Here is an 18,771-nt window from a genome sequence, read left to right on the forward strand (position 1 = left end):
CTCTCACAAAAGCCAATCGTTTGCGTTTCCAAAAACAGCAATAAATATCACCAGGAAAGACGACTTTTAACGTAAAAACGTCGAGAACATCGCATTTTTACAGTAAAAACCTCGTTATTACGTCCCGCCACTATTCTCTCATATGCTGAAAATGATAGCCTCCGCGCCACAAATCTCTGGCTGATCCCCAGAAACAGGCTGTTGGACTAAAATTGCTTACATTTAAAGTGGATTATTGCATTTGAGATCGCGATCACTGATGCATTCACCATATAAATGTATCTTCCCGCACCAATTGTTACGGAGAAAATGCCTAAAAAACCGTAAACAAACGAATTTCATATTATTTAGTCTTTTTTATTCAATAGATTTTGTTGCTTCCTCCAGGAGATACAGATGGAAACCACTCAAACCAGCACCATCGTTTCGGATGCTACCCGTAGCGGTTGGCGCAAGACGGACACCATGTGGATGCTGGGCCTGTACGGCACGGCTATCGGCGCGGGCGTCCTGTTCCTGCCGATCAACGCCGGCGTCGGCGGTATGATCCCGCTGATCATCATGGCGATTCTGGCCTTCCCGATGACCTTCTTCGCCCACCGCGGGATGACCCGTTTCGTGCTGTCCGGTAAGAATCCGGGTGAGGACATCACCGAAGTGGTCGAAGAGCATTTCGGCGTCGGCGCAGGTAAGCTGATTACCCTGCTCTACTTCTTCGCCATCTACCCGATTCTGTTGGTTTACAGCGTGGCGATCACCAATACCGTCGAAAGCTTTATGCTGCACCAGCTGCACATCACGCCGCCGCCGCGCGCCATTCTTTCCCTGATTCTGATTGTCGGCATGATGACCATCGTGCGCTTCGGCGAGCAGATGATTGTGAAAGCGATGAGCGTACTGGTGTTCCCGTTCGTGGTCGCGCTGATGATCCTGGCCTTTTATCTGATCCCGCAGTGGAACGGCGCGGCGCTGGAGACCCTCTCCCTGAGCAGCGCGACCGCGACCGGCAACGGCCTGTGGATGACTCTGTGGCTGGCGATTCCGGTGATGGTGTTCTCCTTTAACCACTCGCCGATCATCTCCTCCTTCGCCGTCGCTAAACGCGAAGAGTACGGCCAGGGCGCGGAGAAAAAATGTTCCAGCATTCTGGCCCGCGCGCACATCATGATGGTGCTGACCGTGATGTTCTTCGTCTTCAGCTGCGTCCTGAGCCTCTCTCCGGCGGATCTGGCGGCGGCGAAAGATCAGAACATCTCGATTCTGTCTTATCTGGCGAACCACTTTAACGCGCCGGTCATCGCCTGGATGGCACCGATCATTGCGATGATCGCCATCACCAAATCCTTCCTCGGCCACTACCTTGGCGCTCGCGAAGGCTTTAACGGCATGGTGATTAAATCCCTGCGCGGTAAAGGCAAGTCCATCGAAATCAACAAACTGAACAAAATCACCGCCCTGTTCATGCTGGTCACCACCTGGATTGTGGCGACGCTGAACCCAAGCATCCTTGGGATGATCGAAACCCTGGGCGGCCCGATTATCGCCATGATTCTGTTCCTGATGCCGATGTACGCGATTCAGAAAGTCCCGGCGATGCGCAAATACAGCGGCCACGTCAGCAACGTATTCGTGGTGATTATGGGCCTGATTGCTATCTCCGCGATTTTCTATTCTCTGTTTAGCTAATATCCCCCGCGCCGCTTAACGGCGGCGCGCCTCCCGACAGCACTGGATGCATCATGATCAGCGTATTCGATATTTTTAAAATCGGCATTGGCCCTTCCAGCTCCCACACCGTTGGACCGATGAAAGCGGGCAAACAATTCACGGACGATCTTATTGAGCGCGGGCTGCTTCCCGAGGTAACCAAAGTCGTCGTCGATGTCTACGGATCCCTTTCCCTGACTGGTAAAGGCCACCATACCGACATCGCGATTATTATGGGCCTGGCGGGCAACCTGCCGGATACCGTCGATATCGACGCGATTCCCGGCTTTATCCAGGACGTCAACACCCATGGCCGCCTGATGCTAGCGAACGGCCAGCAGGAAGTGGCGTTCCCGGTCGATCGGTGCATGAATTTCCACGCCGACAACCTGTCGCGGCATGAGAACGGCATGCGTATTACCGCTCTCGGCGGCGAGAAGATTCTCTACAGCCAGACGTACTACTCCATCGGCGGCGGGTTTATCGTCGACGAAGACCATTTCGGCGTGACCGCCGAAGCGCCAGTCGCCGTCCCTTATCCGTATAAAAATGCCGCCGACCTGCAGCGCCACTGCCGCGAAAGCGGGCTATCGCTCTCCGGCCTGATGATGCAAAACGAGCTGGCGCTGCACAGTAAAGAAGCGCTGGAGCAGCATTTTGCTGCGGTCTGGGAGGTGATGAGCAGCGGAATTGAGCGCGGCATCACCACCGAAGGGGTTCTGCCGGGCAAGCTGCGGGTTCCCCGTCGCGCCGCCGCGCTGCGCCGGATGCTGGTAAGCCAGGACAACACCAACAGCGACCCGATGGCGGTCGTTGACTGGATTAACATGTTCGCCCTGGCGGTTAACGAAGAGAACGCCGCTGGCGGGCGCGTCGTGACCGCGCCGACCAACGGCGCCTGCGGTATCGTACCTGCGGTGCTGGCCTACTACGACAAGTTCATCCGCAAAGTGAACGCCAACTCGCTGGCGCGCTATATGCTGGTCACCAGCGCCATTGGCTCGCTCTATAAGATGAACGCCTCAATTTCCGGCGCCGAAGTGGGCTGCCAGGGTGAAGTCGGCGTAGCCTGTTCAATGGCGGCGGCCGGTCTGGCTGAACTGCTGGGCGGCAGTCCGGGTCAGGTATGCATCGCGGCGGAAATTGGTATGGAGCACAACCTCGGTCTCACCTGCGATCCGGTTGCCGGCCAGGTGCAGGTGCCGTGCATCGAACGTAACGCTATCGCAGCGGTCAAGGCGGTCAACGCCGCGCGTATGGCCCTGCGCCGCACCAGCGAGCCGCGGGTGTGCCTCGATAAAGTCATCGAGACCATGTACGAAACGGGCAAAGATATGAACGCCAAATATCGTGAAACCTCGCGCGGCGGCCTGGCAATGAAGATTGTCGCCTGCGATTAACGTTCCCCCTCCCGGTATGCTGCGGCATGCCGGGCTTTCTTCCCCCTGCCCTCTGCCTTCATTTATGTTATATAAATGATAATTTAGTTATTTATTAGTTATAAAGACGATTTGTTACCTTACGGAAAACCGCTCAAGGAGAACAAATCATGCTCAGATTATCCCGCCCGGCGCTGCTGCTCCTGCTGGCTGGCTTATCCACTTCCGCGCTGGCGAAAGCGCCGGAGACCGTGAATATTGGTTATCAGAAAGCCAATATCTTCGCGCTGCTGAAATATCGCGGCACCCTCGATGAAAGCTTCAAAAAGCAGGGTATCGCCGTACGCTGGATTGAATTCCCCGCCGGACCGCAGATGCTGGAAGGGCTGAACGTCGGCAGCATCGACCTCGCCGCCACCGGCGATGCGCCGCCGGCCTTTGCCCAGGCGGCGCAGGCGGATCTGGTCTATTTAGCCCACTCGCCGGCGAATCCTAAAACCGAAGCCATCGTGGTGGCGGAAAACTCGGCGATTAAGAGTGTCGCCGACCTTAAGGGCAAGCGCGTGGGGCTCAATAAAGGCTCCGACGTGAACTATCTGCTGGTGACCGCGCTGGAGAAAGCCGGGCTGAGTTATAAAGATATCACGCCGGTCTATCTGCCGCCTGCTGACGCCCGCGCCGCCTTCCAGCGCGGCGCCATTGACGCCTGGGTTATCTGGGATCCGTTCCTCGCCGAAGTGGAAACCAACGCCAAAGCGCGACAGATTCGCAATGCCGAAGGGCTAGTGCCGCACTACACCTTCTACCTGGCCAGCCGCAAATTTGCCGATACGTATCCGGATACCGCAAAGCAGGTGGTGGATGAGCTGGGTAAACTGAGCGAATGGGCCAACGGTCATCAGGACGATGCCGCCGGGATCCTCTCCACCTCAACCGGGCTGGATAAGGCTATCTGGCTGAAAACGCTGGCGCGTCTGCCCTACGGCGCCGAGCGCATGACCCCTGCGGTCTATAACGAACAGCAGGCGCTGGCGGATACCTTCACCCGCATCGGCCTGCTGCCGGTGAAAGTCGATGTGCGCAGCGCAACCTGGTCGCTGGATAAGCAGTAAGCCTTCTCTTCCCGGGTCGCGGCGCAGGCGCCTTACCCGGGCTACCGGCCCGCAGACGACGGTGGACCCGTAGCCCGGACAGGCGCGTCAAGCGCCGCCTCCGGGAAAAAACACCTCCCCGCACTCCCGCCCCCTCGCCCCCTCGCCCTTCGGGGAGAGGGAATTAACTCACCTTCTCTTCGCTCGCGACCGCGACCTGCTCGCCACGACGATAGCCTGCGCCCGGATGTGGCGCAGCCAGCCGCGCGCCAGCGCCAAACAGCTTCTCGCGCAGGGTTCCTTCGCGATACTCCTGCTTAAACACGCCGCGCTTTTGCAGCTCCGGGACCAGCAAATCCACCACGTCGCGGAAGGTTTCGTGGGTCACCGCATAGGCGAGGTTAAAGCCATCGACGTCGGTCTCCTCGACCCAGGACTGCAGCTCATCGGCGACCGTTTGCGGGCTGCCGACCGCCAGCGGGCCGAAGCCGCCGATTCCCGCCCAGTCCGCCAGCTTCTGCACGGTCCACTGGCTATTCGGATCGGCGGTGGAAAACGCCTCCACCATCGACTGAATCGCGTTGGTATGCAGATACTCCAGCACCTGATCCGGCTGATACTGACCAAGGTCGATGCCGGTCCAGCCGGAGAGCAGCGCCAGCGCCCCTTCGTAGCTAACGTACGGTTTATACTCCTGCCATTTCGCCTGGGCTTCACGGTCGGTTTCGCCGACGATGACCGTCTGCATATTGAAGATCAGGATGCTACGCGGATCGCGCCCGGCCTCCTCGGCGCGACGACGAATATCCGCCACCGTCTTTTTCAGCAGTACTTTCGATGGCGCGCCGACAAATACGCACTCGGCATGGCCGGCGGCGAACTGCTTGCCGCGGCTGGAGGCGCCCGCCTGATAGAGCACCGGCGTACGCTGCGGCGATGGCTCGCAGAGGTGGATCCCCGGCACCGAAAAGAAGTTGCCCTGATGGTTAATCGGATGAATTTTTCGCGGATCGCTGAAGATCTTACGTTCCCTGTCGCGCAGCACCGCGCCATCCTCCCAACTCCCTTCCAGCAATTTATAAACCACCTCCAGATACTCATCGGCGTAGTCGTAGCGGGCATCGTGGTCGGTCTGCGCTTTCTGGCCAATATTACGCGCCCCGCTCTCCAGATAGGAGGTCACGATATTCCAGCCCACTCGCCCCTTTGTCAGATGGTCGAGCGTCGACAGGCGGCGAGCGAACGGATAGGGATGTTCAAAGGAGAGCGAAGCGGTCAGGCCGAATCCGAGATGCTCCGTCACCAGCGCCATCGGCGTGATCAGCGCCAGCGGATCGTTGACCGGCACCTGCGCCGCCTGGCGGAGCGCCGCATCGCCGTTGCCGTTCAGCACGTCATAGACGCCCAGCACGTCGGCGATAAACAGCCCGTCAAACTTGCCGCGCTCCAGCAGACGCGCCAGGTCGACCCAATACTCAAGGTCTTTATACTGCCAGGAGCGGTCGCGCGGATGGGCCCACAGCCCCGGCGACTGATGGCCGACGCAGTTCATATCAAAAGCGTTCAGACGAATTTCACGTTGTGATGACATAGCGCTCTCCACGGCGCGCCCCGCTGTCGGGACGCGCGCATAATCATTAAGGGAATCAGGGGATAAAAGGCGTTCAGAACGCCGGACATCGGGCGGATTGTTTAATGCCCAGCGCCAGCAATGCTTCGGCGGCTACGGCGGCGGCATGGTCGGCCACCTGCGGTAGCCCCATCAGTTCACCGAAACGGGCCCGCGCGGCGGGTCCGGAGACCAGCAGATTGGGCGCGGCCCGCCCTTCCCGGCCAATCGCCCGCGAGCGGCGATCGACGTCCAGTCCGAGGCCAAACGCGTCGGCGCGAATCAGCCCCTCCTGGCTCAGCTGGCGCAGCAGCGGCTGGCTGTCGGTGAGGGCCCCGTGCGCCGGGCCGGTAGTTAAAATAAAATGGTCAACGCTCACCCACTGCGCTTCACCGCCCCGGGGCGAGAGGGTTAGCGTCAATTTTTGCGCGTCGTCTGCCAGCGCCGTCAGCCTGGCCGCCAGCACCCGCAGGCTGCCGTCGCGCTGGCGCTGCTCAAGAATCCCGGCGACCTGGGGAGCGATACGATAGCGGTGAACGTCCCAGTAGCTGCGTAAATGACGCAGGAAGCGCTGACGATCGGCCACCGACAGCGCCTGCCAGATCTCCTGCCCCTGATTACGTACCGCGTCCAGCACCACCTGCCAGGCCTGCCCCCGCTCCGCGGCGCGGTCGATATCCCGGCGGATTTGCCGCAGCCGCTGGCGCAGCGATCCGTGGGCATACTCGCCTTCCCAAGGGTCAGCGCTGCCGCTCAGGTTGCTGCGGGAGAGGAGCCCGCGGCGTGAAAATGCCGTTATCGGCCCCCGATGTCCCAGCCGCGTCAGCGTCGCGATGGTATCCGCCATCGTCAGGCCGGTGCCCATGACCGCGACGCTCGCCTGCGGCGCGATAGCGTCCAGCACGCCCGTTCGCCAGGGGTTAGCGATGAGCGCCGGATGGGTCGCGAACGGCGTCGCCAGCGACGGCAGCGAGGGCGGCGGATGGCTGATGGCCAGCACCAGCAGATCGGCCGGCAGCCGATGACCGCCATCGGTGATAATCTCACCATCTTTAAACCTTAGCGCCTGCTCGCGCAGATGCGTCAGCCGCCCGCCGCTGGCGCTCGCCTCCTCGGCGAAACGCTGGGCGACGTAGCGGCCAAACTGGCCGCGCTGCGGATAGACAGCGCCGTCTTCCAGCAGAGCCTGCGGATCATCAGCAAAAGCAGGCTGGCTGCGGTACCAGCGGTCGAACGCGCCCTCCTCTTCCCCGGCAAGCTGCATCCGCGCCGCGGGAACGTTAATCCGATGGCTCGGTTCGGTCGTGGAGTAGGCCACGCCCGCGCCGGGCACCTCGCGCGGCTCCAGCAGCGTGACCCGCACGCCAGCCGGCGCCAGGCGCAGGAGATGAATAGCCACCGCCGCGCCGCTAAATCCGCCGCCGACGATCGCCACGTGCGGTTCAGTTTGCATAGCCCACCGCCTTCAGAAACCGCAGTAACATACGCGCCTCCTCAGCTTGCGCTGACCTGTTTCACCGGACGCTTATCGCCGCCGATAGTTTCGCCGAACGGGCCGGTATTGACGCTACGCGCCTTCGGCTGATCGTGGCCTGCCAGCGGCAATAGCGGCATGACCAGGTCAGCGAAACGATGGGCTTCTTCCAGATGCGGGTAGCCGGAGAAGATAAAATTGGTGATACCGAGCGCCTGATATTCACGAATGCGCTCTGCCACCTGCTGCGGATTGCCGACCAGCGCCGTTCCCGCCCCGCCGCGCACCAGCCCTACGCCCGCCCACAGGTTCGGCGCAATGCGCAGATTGTCGCGCGATCCTTTATGCAGCGAGCTCATGCGCGCCTGGCCGGTGGAGTCCATACGGGCAAAAATTTTCTGCGCCTGGGCGATGGTCTCGTCATCAAGGTGAGAAATCAGCCGATCGGCGGCGGCCCACGCCTCCTCTTCGGTTTCGCGAACAATCACATGCAGACGAATCCCGTACTGCAACGTGCGGCCCCGGGCGGCGGCGCGCTCGCGCACTACAGCCAGCTTTTCGGCCACCAGCGCCGGCGGCTCTCCCCAGGTCAGATAGGTATCGATTTGATCGGCGGCAACGTCGATGGCTTCCTCAGAGGAGCCGCCAAAAAACAGCGGCGGACCGTTTTCCTGTACCGGCGGAAACAGCACTTCCGCGCCTTCCACGTGGATATGCTCGCCGTGATAGTCCACCTTTTCGCCTTTCAGCAGGCGCGAGTAGACGTCGAGAAATTCGCGGGTGACCTGATAGCGTTCGCCGTGGCTGAGGAAAATACCGTCGCCTTTGTTTTCCACCGGATCGCCGCCGGTGACGACGTTAATCAGCAGCCGACCGCCCGACAGACGGTCGAGCGTCGTCGCCATCCTCGCCGCCAGCGTCGGCGGCTGCAGGCCCGGACGAACGGCCACCAGATAGCGCAGGCGACGGGTCAGCGGCGCCAGCGCCGAGGCCACCAGCCAGGAGTCCTCGCAGCTTTTTCCCGTCGGGATCAGCACACCGTAGTAGCCCAGGCTGTCGGCCGCCAGCGCCACCTGCTGCAGGTAAGGCAAATCAACCGGTCGCCCGCCCTCCGCGGTGCCCAGGTAGCGGCCATCGCCGTGGGTGGGCAGAAACCAGAACACGTTGATTTTATCGTCGGCTTTTTGCGTCATTATCGATTTCCTATATAACCATATCCGATATTTATCGAAGAGTTGTTTTAATTTGGTTATATGAGTGTTAGCGATAATCGTGCCAATGGTGAACGAAAAATTAACAAAACAAAATCAGTCAGTTAGATAAAACAGAACCGTATACCGCTGTTGCAAATGCAGCAGACAATGCGTCCGGGCTGCGGCTTTTGCAACAGCGCGACGGGCTAGCCCTCTGGTTTCCAACCCCGGCACAGGATAAGTTCAGGGCATTAAAAGTCGGAGGTCAACCATGCTGAATCCTGAATTTCCATCCTCAACGCCCACGCTGATCGACCCGGCGTCAAAAGCGTTTCAGAGCCTGCTGGATAAACTGGCCCCCACCGAGGCGACCGTGCTGATCGTCGGCGAAACCGGCACCGGTAAAGAGGTTGTCGCCCGCTATCTGCATCACCATAGCCCGCGCCGCCAACGGCCGTTCCTGGCCGTCAACTGCGGCGCGCTCAGCGAGAGCCTGGCGGAAGCGGAGCTGTTCGGCCATGAAAAAGGGGCGTTTACCGGCGCGGTACAAAGCCATCCCGGCTGGTTCGAGGCGGCGGAAGGCGGCACGCTGCTGCTCGATGAAATCGGCGAGCTTAGCCTGGCGCTCCAGGTGAAACTGCTGCGCGTCCTGCAGGAGCGCGAAATCACCCGCGTCGGCTCACGCAAGGCCGTTAAGGTCGATGTGCGGGTAATCGCCGCCACCCACGTGGATCTGATGCAGGCCATCCGCGAGCGTCGTTTCCGCGAAGACCTCTACTACCGGCTGAATATCGCCATCGTGCCGCTGCCGCCGCTGCGCCAGCGTCGCCAGGATATTCCGGTGCTGGCGGACCATTTTCTCTCGCTCTACGCCCGCCGTCTGGGTCGTCCGATTCGCCGTCTGGCCCCGGAGACGCTGGCAAGGCTGATGGAGTACCCCTGGCCGGGCAATATTCGCGAGCTGGAGAACACTCTGCATAACGCGGTATTGCTGAGTAAAGAAGAGGAGATCGGCCCCGCCCAGCTGCGGCTGACGACGCTGAACAACGAGCCCTCGGCAGTTGGCGATAATGAACTCGACGATTTTATTCGTCGTCAGCTTTCCCTGCCGGGCGAACCGCTGTGGGAAAGGGTCACCGGGGCGTTGATACGCGGCGCGATGGCCCACAGTGACGATAATCAAAGCCAGGCCGCAGCGCTGCTCGGTATCAGCCGCCACGCGCTGCGCACGCAGTTGGCAAATTTGGGCATCATCAAAAGCCGCCGCCGTCAGGAGCCCCTCTACAGCGCGGCGGTCAAAAAGGTCTCTCGTGACCGGGAACTGCGCATCGGCTTCCAGCGCTTTGGCAATCTTGGCATCCTGAAAGCGCGGCAAAGTCTTGAGCAAGCCTTTGCCAGCCGCGGCGTCAGCGTACTGTGGAGCGAGTTCCCCGCCGGGCCGCAGCTGCTGCACGCGCTGGCCTGCGATGAAATCGATTTTGGCACCACCGGCGAAGCGCCGCCGGTTTTCGCGCAGGCCACTAACAGCGAGCTGGTCTACGTCGCCTGGGAACCGCCCGCGCCGCAAAGCGTGGCGATGGTCGTCCCGCAGCACAGCGATATTCGCACCCTTAGCGACCTGCGCGGCAAGCGTATCGCGCTGAATAAAGGCTCTAACGTGCACTGGCTGCTGCTACATATCCTGGAAGAGGCCGGGCTGGCGTTAAACGACGTCAAAGTGGTCTACATTCCGCCGAAGTACCCGCTGACCGCCAGCGATTACCTGGCGGTGGACGCCTGGATGATGTGGGATCCGCTGCTCAGCGACGCGGAATATAGCGGTGAACTACGGGTTGTCGCCAGCGGCGAGGGGCGCGTCAATAACCACCAGTTCTACCTGTCGCGCCGCGACTACGCCAGCCGCAATAGCGATATTATGCAGCGCCTGCTGGCCGAACTGACGCAAACCGGACAGTTTATCGACCAGCATCGGCAGGAAGCCGTCGGACTGCTCTCCGCCGAGCTGGGGCTTAACGCCGCTTCTCTGGCCCGAGCCCTGGCGCGCCGCAGCCATCGCCCGCGGCCGATGGATCTCAACGTGATTCGCGCCCAGCAAAGTATCGCCGATCGTTTTTACGCGCTGGGCCTTATCCACAAACCGGTATCGGTGCGCGAGGCGGTCTGGTACGGCGAGGCCACTCATAGCGATCCCCGCCCGCTGATGCACGTTGGTTAGCCGGAAACTGCGAGGCATCTTCCTGATTTCCCTGGCGCCAATAGCCTCATCCGCGCGGTGGTGTTACCCTAAAAGACGTTGAGAATAAGGGGGATCCGTGGCCGTTCATTTGCTAATCGTCGACGCACTTAATCTGATTCGCCGCATCCATGCGGTGCAGGGGTCACCCTGCGTCGATACCTGCCTGCATGCGCTCGAACAGCTGGTGGTTCATAGCCAGCCGACCCACGTGGTGGCGGTATTTGATGATGAAGACCGCGGCCACGGCTGGCGGCATCAGCGCCTGCCCGATTATAAAGCCGGGCGCGCGCCGATGCCGGAGACCCTCGAAGCGGAAATGCCGGCGCTGCGGGCGGCGTTTGAGCTGCGCGGGTTTCGCTGCTGGGCGCTCAGCGGCAGCGAAGCTGACGATCTCGCCGCGACCCTGGCGGTCAAAGTGGCGCAGGCCGGCCATCAGGCAACCATCGTTTCAACCGACAAAGGCTACTGCCAGCTGCTGTCGCCGACGATTCGCATCCGCGACTATTTCCAGAAGCGCTGGCTCGACGCGCCGTTTATCGCCAAAGAGTTCGGCGTGACGCCGGAACAGCTGCCTGACTACTGGGGGCTGGCTGGCATCAGCAGCTCAAAGGTTCCCGGCGTGGCGGGGATTGGCCCAAAAAGCGCCGCCCAGCTGTTAACCGATTTTCAGGATCTGGAAGGAATCTACGCGCGGCTGGCGGACGTGCCGGAGAAGTGGCGCAAGAAGCTGGAAGAACAGCAAGAGATGGCCTTCACCTGCCGGGAAATCGCGCGCCTGCAAACCGATTTACAGCTGGACGGCAATCTGCAGCAGCTGCGGCTGGCCCGGTAGCGTTGGGTCCAGAGAGCGCACGGCTTCCCGGAGGCGATGCTGCGCATCTGTCCGGGCTACCGCTCCGTAGACGGCGGTGAGCACGTAGTCCGGGCTACCGGATCGCAGCCGGCGGTAAACCCGTAGCCCGGGCAAGGCGCGTCAAGCGCCGCCCCCGGGAGCCGAGCGCAGAGTCGCTGAATTTCCCGCAAGCCGTCGGCAGAAACCTTCGCTTACGGCATCACTCTTCGATACGTAATCCGTAGGTTTTGAATTTCTCCAGCACAACAGCGATGGCCTCGTCATCAAGAACCGGCACCGGATCGATAATCGCCAGCGTGCTGAGATAGAGCTGCGCCAGCACCTCGACTTCATGCGCCAGCCACAGGGCTTTCTCCAGGTTCTCTTCGCAGGCGATTAGGCCATGGTGCTGCAGCAGCGTCGCTTTGCGGTTTTTTAGCGCCACGGCCACATGCTCAGACAGCTCGCGGGTACCAAACGTGGCGTAGGGCGCGCAGGGGATAGAGTTGCCCCCCGCCGCCGCAATCATATAGTGAATGGCGGGAATGGGACGGTTGAGAATCGACACCGCCGTGCAGTGAACCGCGTGATTATGCACCACCGCGTGAGCGTCAGGGCGGGTCTGATAGGCCGCCAGATGAAAACGCCACTCGCTGGACGGCAGTTTGCCCTGCTCATGCTGACCTTCGGCATCAATATACACAATGTGCGCCTCCGTCAGCTTCTCGTAAGGAATACCCGTCGGCGTGATCAGCATTCCCCCTTGATAACGCACGCTCACGTTGCCGGCGGTCCCCTGATTTAACCCCAGCCGGGTCATTTCCAGGCAGGTATCAATAATCTGCCGGGCCAGTCTATTTCGTTCCATTCTTTACCTCTCTTTATCATGCGCAATACGACAACAGACGGCTCGCCGGATAAGACGCGCGACGCTGTTGAATAACTCGAATAATTGCCCATCATCTTCATCCCGAATAATCAGAAAGGAATTTACATTCACCGGTTCTGTGATACCCCTCACTTATTTCAGGGTAAAAAAAAGCGCTCTCTCGTTTTTGCCCGATGAAAAATGCCCGTTCTTACTAATAGATTTAAAAACGGGCATTTTGCTGATAGTTTTAACAACTGACCGTTTTCCTTATTATAAATTAAATCGGGCATTCAACCTGTGGGTTTTAGAATTAACTTTCTCAAACGGTCATGTTTTTCTGATTATTAAAGTGATGATAATCACATAAAAGCACCGAGTGGATACTAAATGTGACCGCCATCATATTAAAAGGCGTTTTTAATTTGAAAATGCCTTCATGAGTTCATTCCGTGATGTTTATTTCACTGTTGACGTCGCCGCAAGAGCTCACCTGATTATTGTGGTCTGGTGGGTATAAACCGGCCGCTGAACACGCTTCTGAACCAATGAGGATGCTATGGGAAACACAACAATACAAACGCAGAGTTTTCGTGCGGTAGAGACAGGGAAAAGCAAGCGCTACATTATTCCCTTCGCCCTGCTGTGCTCGTTATTTTTTCTTTGGGCGGTCGCAAATAATCTCAACGATATTTTATTACCACAATTTCAACAAGCCTTTACGCTGACTAATTTTCAGGCCGGGCTGATTCAATCCGCCTTTTATTTCGGCTATTTCGTCATCCCTATTCCGGCCGGGATTTTGATGAAAAAGTTAAGTTATAAAGCCGGCATTATTACCGGACTGTTCTTATATGCTTTTGGCGCCGCGCTATTCTGGCCCGCCGCCGAGGTCATGAATTACACCTTATTTCTGATTGGCCTGTTTATTATTGCTGCGGGCTTAGGGTGTTTAGAAACCGCGGCAAACCCGTTTGTTACCGTTTTAGGCCCAGAAAGCGGCGGTCACTTCCGGCTTAATCTGGCACAGACCTTTAACTCCTTTGGCGCCATTATTGCAGTGGTTTTTGGGCAAAGTCTTATTTTGTCTAATGTGCCGCATCAATCGCAGGATGTGCTCGATAAAATGGCTCCGGAGCAGCTTAGCGCCTATAAGCACAGCCTGGTGCTCTCGGTGCAAACCCCCTATATGATCATCGTCGCGGTTGTCTTACTGGTCGCTCTGTTGATTATGTTAACCAAATTTCCAGCCCTGCAGAGCGACGACCATAGTGACGCCACCCAGAGTTCCTTCTCCGCTTCCCTTGCTCGCCTGGTCCGCGTTCGCCACTGGCGCTGGGCGGTGCTGGCGCAGTTCTGCTACGTCGGCGCGCAAACCGCCTGCTGGAGCTATCTGATTCGCTACGCTATCGAAGAGATCCCCGGCATGACGCCCGGTTTCGCCGCCAACTATCTGACCGGCACCATGGTGTGCTTCTTTATCGGTCGCTTCTCCGGTACCTGGCTCATCAGCCGCTTCGCGCCGCATAAAGTGCTGGCGGCCTACGCCCTGCTTTCCATGATCCTGTGCCTGATTTCCGCTTTCACCGGCGGCCACGTGGGTCTGCTGGCTCTGACGCTGTGCAGCGCTTTTATGTCCATTCAGTATCCGACCATCTTCTCGCTGGGCATCAAAAACCTGGGGCAGGACACCAAATACGGCTCCTCTTTTATCGTCATGACCATTATTGGCGGCGGGATCGTCACTCCAGTGATGGGCTTTGTCAGCGACGCCGCCGGCAACATTCCCACCGCCGAACTGGTCCCGGCGCTGTGCTTTGCCGTCATCTTCATCTTCGCCCGTTTCCGTTCGCAAACGGCAGCTAACTAAACATTTATCCGAATAACGTGAGGAATCTGTAATGAAAAAAATCAGCTTACCGAAAATTGGCATCCGCCCGGTGATCGATGGACGCCGCATGGGGGTACGCGAGTCGCTGGAAGAGCAAACCATGAACATGGCGAAAGCCACCGCCGCGCTGATCGCGGAAAAACTGCGTCACGCCTGCGGCGCGCAGATTGAGTGCGTCATCGCCGATAGCTGCATCGCGGGTATGGCGGAGTCCGCCGCCTGCGAAGAGAAATTCAGCAGCCAGAACGTCGGCGTCACCATTACCGTCACTCCGTGCTGGTGCTACGGCAGCGAAACTATCGATATGGATCCGCTGCGGCCAAAAGCCATCTGGGGCTTTAACGGCACTGAGCGCCCCGGTGCGGTTTACCTTGCGGCGGCGCTGGCGGCGCATAGCCAGAAGGGTATTCCGGCATTCTCCATTTATGGCCACGACGTACAGGACGCCGACGACACCACCATTCCGCCGGATGTCGAAGAAAAACTGCTGCGCTTTGCCCGCGCCGGCTTAGCGGTCGCCAGCATGAAGGGCAAAAGCTATCTTTCCGTCGGCGGCGTGTCGATGGGTATCGCCGGTTCTATCGTCGATCACAACTTCTTCGAGTCCTGGCTCGGCATGAAGGTGCAGGCGGTGGACATGACCGAACTGCGCCGCCGCATCGACCAGAAAATCTATGATGAAAGCGAGCTGGAAATGGCGCTGGCGTGGGCGGATAAAAACTTCCGCTACGGCGAAGACCAGAACGCGCAGCAGTATAAGCGCAACGCCGAACAGAGCCGCGCGGTGCTGAAAGAGAGCCTGCTGATGGCGATGTGCATCCGCGACATGATGCAGGGCAACAGCAAGCTGGCGGAAAAAGGGCTGGTCGAAGAGTCGCTGGGCTACAACGCCATTGCCGCGGGTTTTCAGGGCCAGCGCCACTGGACCGATCAATACCCCAACGGCGATACCGCCGAAGCGCTGCTCAATAGCTCGTTCGACTGGAATGGCGTACGCGAACCCTTTGTCGTCGCCACCGAAAACGACAGCCTCAACGGCGTGGCGATGCTGATGGGCCACCAGTTGACCGGCACCGCCCAGGTATTTGCCGACGTGCGCACCTACTGGTCGCCGGAAGCGGTAGAGCGCGTCACCGGCCAACCGCTCACCGGGCTGGCGGAGCACGGCATCATCCACCTGATCAACTCCGGTTCGGCGGCGCTCGACGGCGCCTGCAAACAGCGCGATGCTGATGGCAAGCCAACCATGAAACCGCACTGGGAAATCAGCCAGCAGGAGGCCGACGCCTGCCTGGCGGCCACCGAATGGTGCCCGGCGATTCATGAATATTTCCGCGGCGGCGGCTTCTCCTCCCGCTTCCTGACCGAAGGCGGCGTGCCGTTCACCATGACCCGCGTGAATATCATCAAAGGTCTTGGCCCGGTACTGCAAATCGCCGAAGGCTGGAGCGTAGAGCTGCCGAAAGCGATGCATGACCAGCTCGATGCCCGCACCAACTCCACCTGGCCAACCACCTGGTTTGCGCCGCGTCTGACCGGTAAAGGCCCGTTCTCCGACGTCTACTCGGTGATGGCGAACTGGGGCGCTAACCACGGCGTGCTGACCATCGGGCACGTCGGCGCCGACTTTATCACCCTGGCGTCGATGCTGCGGATCCCGGTCTGCATGCATAACGTAGAAGAGGCGAAAATCTACCGCCCCTCCAGCTGGTCTGCCCACGGGATGGATAGCGAAGGCCAGGATTACCGCGCCTGCCAGAACTACGGCCCGCTGTATAAGCGTTAATACGGCTTTGCCCGGTGGCGCAGGCTTACCGGGCCTACAGAACCGTAGGCCGGATAAGCGCGGCGCCATCCGGCGACGTTTATGGAGTTAACGATGAAAAAAGACGTCATCCTGGTCCTCGACTGCGGCGCCACCAACGTGCGGGCGATTGCGGTTGACCGCCGGGGGAACATTATCGCCCGCGCCGCAACGACCAACGCCAGCGATATCGCCGTGGAGAACAGCGCCTGGCACCAATGGTCGCTGGAGGCGATCCTGCAACGCTTCGCCGAGTGCTGCCGGCAGATTAGCGACCCGCTCTCATCCTGCACGGTTCGCGGCATCACGGTCACCACCTTCGGCGTCGACGGCGCGCTGGTGGATGAACAGGGCAAGCTGCTCTATCCGGTCATCAGCTGGAAATGTCCGCGCACCGCGGCGGTGATGGACAATATCAGCCGTTTTATGCCCGCGCAGCAGCTCCAGCAGATCTCTGGCGTCGGCGCATTTGCCTTCAACACCCTGTATAAGCTGATCTGGCTGAAAGAGAACCACCCGCAGCTGCTGGAGAAAGCCCGCGCCTGGCTGTTCATCTCCTCGCTTCTCAACCAGCGTCTGACCGGGGAATTCACAACCGATATCACCATGGCGGGCACCAGCCAGATGCTGGATATCCATCAGCGGGATTTCAGCACGCAGATCCTGCAGGCGACGGGGCTGCCGCGCCGCCTGTTTCCCCGGCTCGTTGAAGCGGGCCAGCAGATCGGCACGCTGCAAAGCGATGCCGCGAAGATGCTGGGTTTAGCCGTCGGCATTCCGGTCATCTCCGCCGGGCACGATACCCAGTTCGCGCTGTTTGGCGCGGGCGCGGAGCAGGATGAACCTGTGCTGTCGTCCGGCACCTGGGAAATCCTGATGGTGCGCAGCGCCCAGGTGAACACGCCGCTGCTCAGCCACTATGCGGGCTCCACCTGCGAGCTGGATAGCCAGCCGGGACGCTATAACCCGGGCATGCAGTGGCTGGCCTCCGGCGTGCTGGAATGGGTACGCCAGCTGCTGTGGACGCCTGAAACGCCGTGGCAAACGTTGATTGACGAGGCCCGTGCCCTCCCCGACGGCGCTCAGAAGGTGAAGATGCAGTGCGACCTGCTATCCAGCCCAAACGCGGGCTGGCAGGGCATCACGTTGAATACCACTCGCGGTCACTTCTACCTCGCCGCGCTGGAGGGATTAGCCGAACAGCTGGCGAACAACCTACAAACGCTGCAAAAAATCGGTCACTTTAACGCCAGCGAACTGCTGCTGGTCGGCGGCGGCAGCCGCAACGCGCTGTGGAATCAGATCAAAGCCAACAGGCTGGATATCCCGATTAAAGTACTGGATGACGCCGAAACCACCGTCGCCGGCGCCGCCATGTTTGGCTGGTATGGCGTCGGTGAATTCAGCAGCCCGGAGCAGGCCCGAGCGCAAGTGAGCTATCAGTATCGCTATTTTTACCCGCAAACCGAACCCGAACTGATTGAGGGAGTATGAGATGCTAAAAACGATTTCCCCGTTAATATCGCCGGAGCTACTGAAGGTGCTGGCGGAAATGGGGCACGGCGATGAGATTATTTTTTCCGATGCCCACTTCCCGGTGCACAGCATGGGGCCCCAGGTGATTCGCGCCGACGGCCTGCTGGTCAGCGACCTGCTGCAAGCGATTATTCCGCTGTTTGAGTTAGACAGCTACGCTCCGCCGCTGGTGATGATGGCCGCCGTGGCGGGCGACTCCCTCGACCCGCAGGTGGAAACGCGCTACCGCGAGGCGCTTTCCCGCCCCGCGCCCTGCCCGGAGATCGCCCGCATCGACCGCTTTGCTTTCTACGAGCGGGCGCAAAAAGCCTTTGCGATCGTTATCACAGGTGAGCGCGCTAAGTACGGGAATATTCTTTTAAAAAAAGGAGTAACGCCGTAATCTCATGCCGGAGCGCCCGTCTGATGCGGGCGCTCAGCGAACGCCAGGGTGAGAAAAATGAAAGCGGCACGACAGCAAGCGATACTAGACCTGCTCATTAACCATAACAGCCTGACCACCGAAGCCTTATCGCTACAGCTCAACGTCAGCCGAGAAACCATCCGCCGCGATCTCAGCGAGCTCCAGTCCCAGGGGAAAGTGCTGCGTAACCACGGCCGGGCAAAAGTCATTCACCGGCAAAGCCGGGACAGCGGCGATCCTTTTCATATCCGTCTGAAAAGCCACTACGCGCACAAAGCGGATATCGCCCGCGAAGCCCTTGCGTGGATAGAAGCTGGAATGACGATCGCCCTCGACGCCAGCTCCACCTGCTGGTATCTGGCCCGCCAGCTGCCCGATATCGACCTTCACGTCTTTACCAACAGCCAGCCGATTTGCCAGGAGCTGAGCAAGCGCGAGAATATTCAGCTCACCTGCTCCGGCGGTACGCTCCAGCGAAAATATGGCTGCTACGTCAGCGCGTCGCTTATCTCGCAGCTCAAAGCGCTGGAGATCGACCTGTTCATTTTTTCCTGCGAAGGCATCGACAGCGAGGGCGCGCTCTGGGACTCAAACACGGTGAACGCCGAGTTCAAATCGCTGCTGCTTAAGCGGGCGTCGCAATCGTTATTGCTGATTGATAAGAGCAAGTTTAATCGCTCAGGAGAGGCGCGGATCGGCCATCTGGATGATGTGACGCATATTGTTTCGGACGTGTCGCAGTCATAAC

14 protein-coding genes are annotated in these 18,771 nt (G+C 59.5%); 10 read left to right on the plus strand and 4 right to left on the minus strand.

Annotation, left to right across the window (positions count from 1 at the left end):
- The first annotated feature begins 396 nt into the window (after positions 1–396).
- The 3 genes from BWI76_RS22875 (at position 397) to BWI76_RS22885 (ending at position 4,198) form a co-directional block, all read left to right on the plus strand.
- Positions 397–1,686 carry an HAAAP family serine/threonine permease gene (locus BWI76_RS22875; protein WP_004137269.1) on the plus strand — a complete coding sequence of 430 codons (1,290 nt, stop codon included), beginning with the start codon at positions 397–399 and terminating at the stop codon, positions 1,684–1,686.
- Between the two features lie 53 nt (positions 1,687–1,739).
- Positions 1,740–3,107, plus strand: a complete 1,368-nt coding sequence (locus tag BWI76_RS22880; RefSeq protein WP_004137267.1) for an L-serine ammonia-lyase — start codon at positions 1,740–1,742, stop codon at positions 3,105–3,107.
- Positions 3,108–3,256: 149 nt separating this feature from the next.
- Entirely contained in the window at positions 3,257–4,198 is a 942-nt protein-coding gene (locus BWI76_RS22885) for an aliphatic sulfonate ABC transporter substrate-binding protein (RefSeq protein WP_004137265.1), read from the plus strand.
- Between the two features lie 163 nt (positions 4,199–4,361).
- On the opposite strand, the gene BWI76_RS22890 is transcribed toward BWI76_RS22885, so the two are convergent.
- The 3 genes from BWI76_RS22890 to ssuD all read right to left on the minus strand — a co-directional run bounded on the left by BWI76_RS22890 (position 4,362) and on the right by ssuD (position 8,453).
- On the minus strand, positions 4,362–5,768 hold the full coding sequence (locus BWI76_RS22890; protein ID WP_049086130.1) for an LLM class flavin-dependent oxidoreductase: 1,407 nt from the start codon (positions 5,766–5,768) through the stop codon (positions 4,362–4,364).
- Between the two features lie 73 nt (positions 5,769–5,841).
- On the minus strand, positions 5,842–7,239 hold the full coding sequence (locus tag BWI76_RS22895) for an FAD/NAD(P)-binding protein (RefSeq protein ID WP_049086129.1): 1,398 nt from the start codon (positions 7,237–7,239) through the stop codon (positions 5,842–5,844).
- Positions 7,240–7,280: 41 nt separating this feature from the next.
- Positions 7,281–8,453, minus strand: coding sequence for an FMNH2-dependent alkanesulfonate monooxygenase (gene ssuD / locus BWI76_RS22900; protein ID WP_004870076.1), 1,173 nt, complete (start codon positions 8,451–8,453; stop codon positions 7,281–7,283).
- A gap of 271 nt (positions 8,454–8,724) precedes the next feature.
- Between ssuD and BWI76_RS22905 the strand changes: the two genes are divergently transcribed.
- Complete coding sequence (locus BWI76_RS22905; RefSeq protein WP_049086128.1) at positions 8,725–10,668, plus strand: sigma-54-dependent Fis family transcriptional regulator; 1,944 nt, start codon at positions 8,725–8,727, stop codon at positions 10,666–10,668.
- Positions 10,669–10,765: 97 nt separating this feature from the next.
- Entirely contained in the window at positions 10,766–11,521 is a 756-nt protein-coding gene (gene xni, locus BWI76_RS22910) for a flap endonuclease Xni (protein WP_004870073.1), read from the plus strand.
- Between the two features lie 220 nt (positions 11,522–11,741).
- Here the strand turns inward: xni and fucA are convergent, their stop codons facing one another.
- On the minus strand, positions 11,742–12,389 hold the full coding sequence (gene fucA / locus BWI76_RS22915) for an L-fuculose-phosphate aldolase (protein ID WP_004124398.1): 648 nt from the start codon (positions 12,387–12,389) through the stop codon (positions 11,742–11,744).
- Between the two features lie 559 nt (positions 12,390–12,948).
- Between fucA and fucP the strand changes: the two genes are divergently transcribed.
- The 5 genes from fucP (at position 12,949) to fucR (ending at position 18,770) form a co-directional block, all read left to right on the plus strand.
- A complete protein-coding gene (gene fucP / locus BWI76_RS22920) occupies positions 12,949–14,259 on the plus strand; it encodes an L-fucose:H+ symporter permease (RefSeq protein ID WP_004870069.1) in 1,311 nt (436 codons plus the stop codon).
- Between the two features lie 31 nt (positions 14,260–14,290).
- Entirely contained in the window at positions 14,291–16,066 is a 1,776-nt protein-coding gene (fucI, locus tag BWI76_RS22925) for an L-fucose isomerase (RefSeq protein WP_004870066.1), read from the plus strand.
- A 93-nt stretch (positions 16,067–16,159) separates the two neighbouring features.
- Positions 16,160–17,578 (plus strand): L-fuculokinase, encoded by a 1,419-nt coding sequence (gene fucK, locus BWI76_RS22930; protein ID WP_004870061.1) that lies wholly within the window; start codon positions 16,160–16,162, stop codon positions 17,576–17,578.
- Position 17,579: 1 nt separating this feature from the next.
- Complete coding sequence (fucU, locus tag BWI76_RS22935) at positions 17,580–18,002, plus strand: L-fucose mutarotase (RefSeq protein WP_004870057.1); 423 nt, start codon at positions 17,580–17,582, stop codon at positions 18,000–18,002.
- A gap of 57 nt (positions 18,003–18,059) precedes the next feature.
- Positions 18,060–18,770: an L-fucose operon activator gene (fucR, locus tag BWI76_RS22940; protein WP_004870054.1), complete on the plus strand. Its 711-nt coding sequence runs from the start codon at positions 18,060–18,062 to the stop codon at positions 18,768–18,770.
- The last annotated feature ends 1 nt before the right edge of the window (position 18,771 follow it).

Source organism: Klebsiella sp. M5al (genome assembly GCF_002090195.1).
Classification (GTDB): Bacteria; Pseudomonadota; Gammaproteobacteria; order Enterobacterales; family Enterobacteriaceae; genus Klebsiella; species Klebsiella grimontii.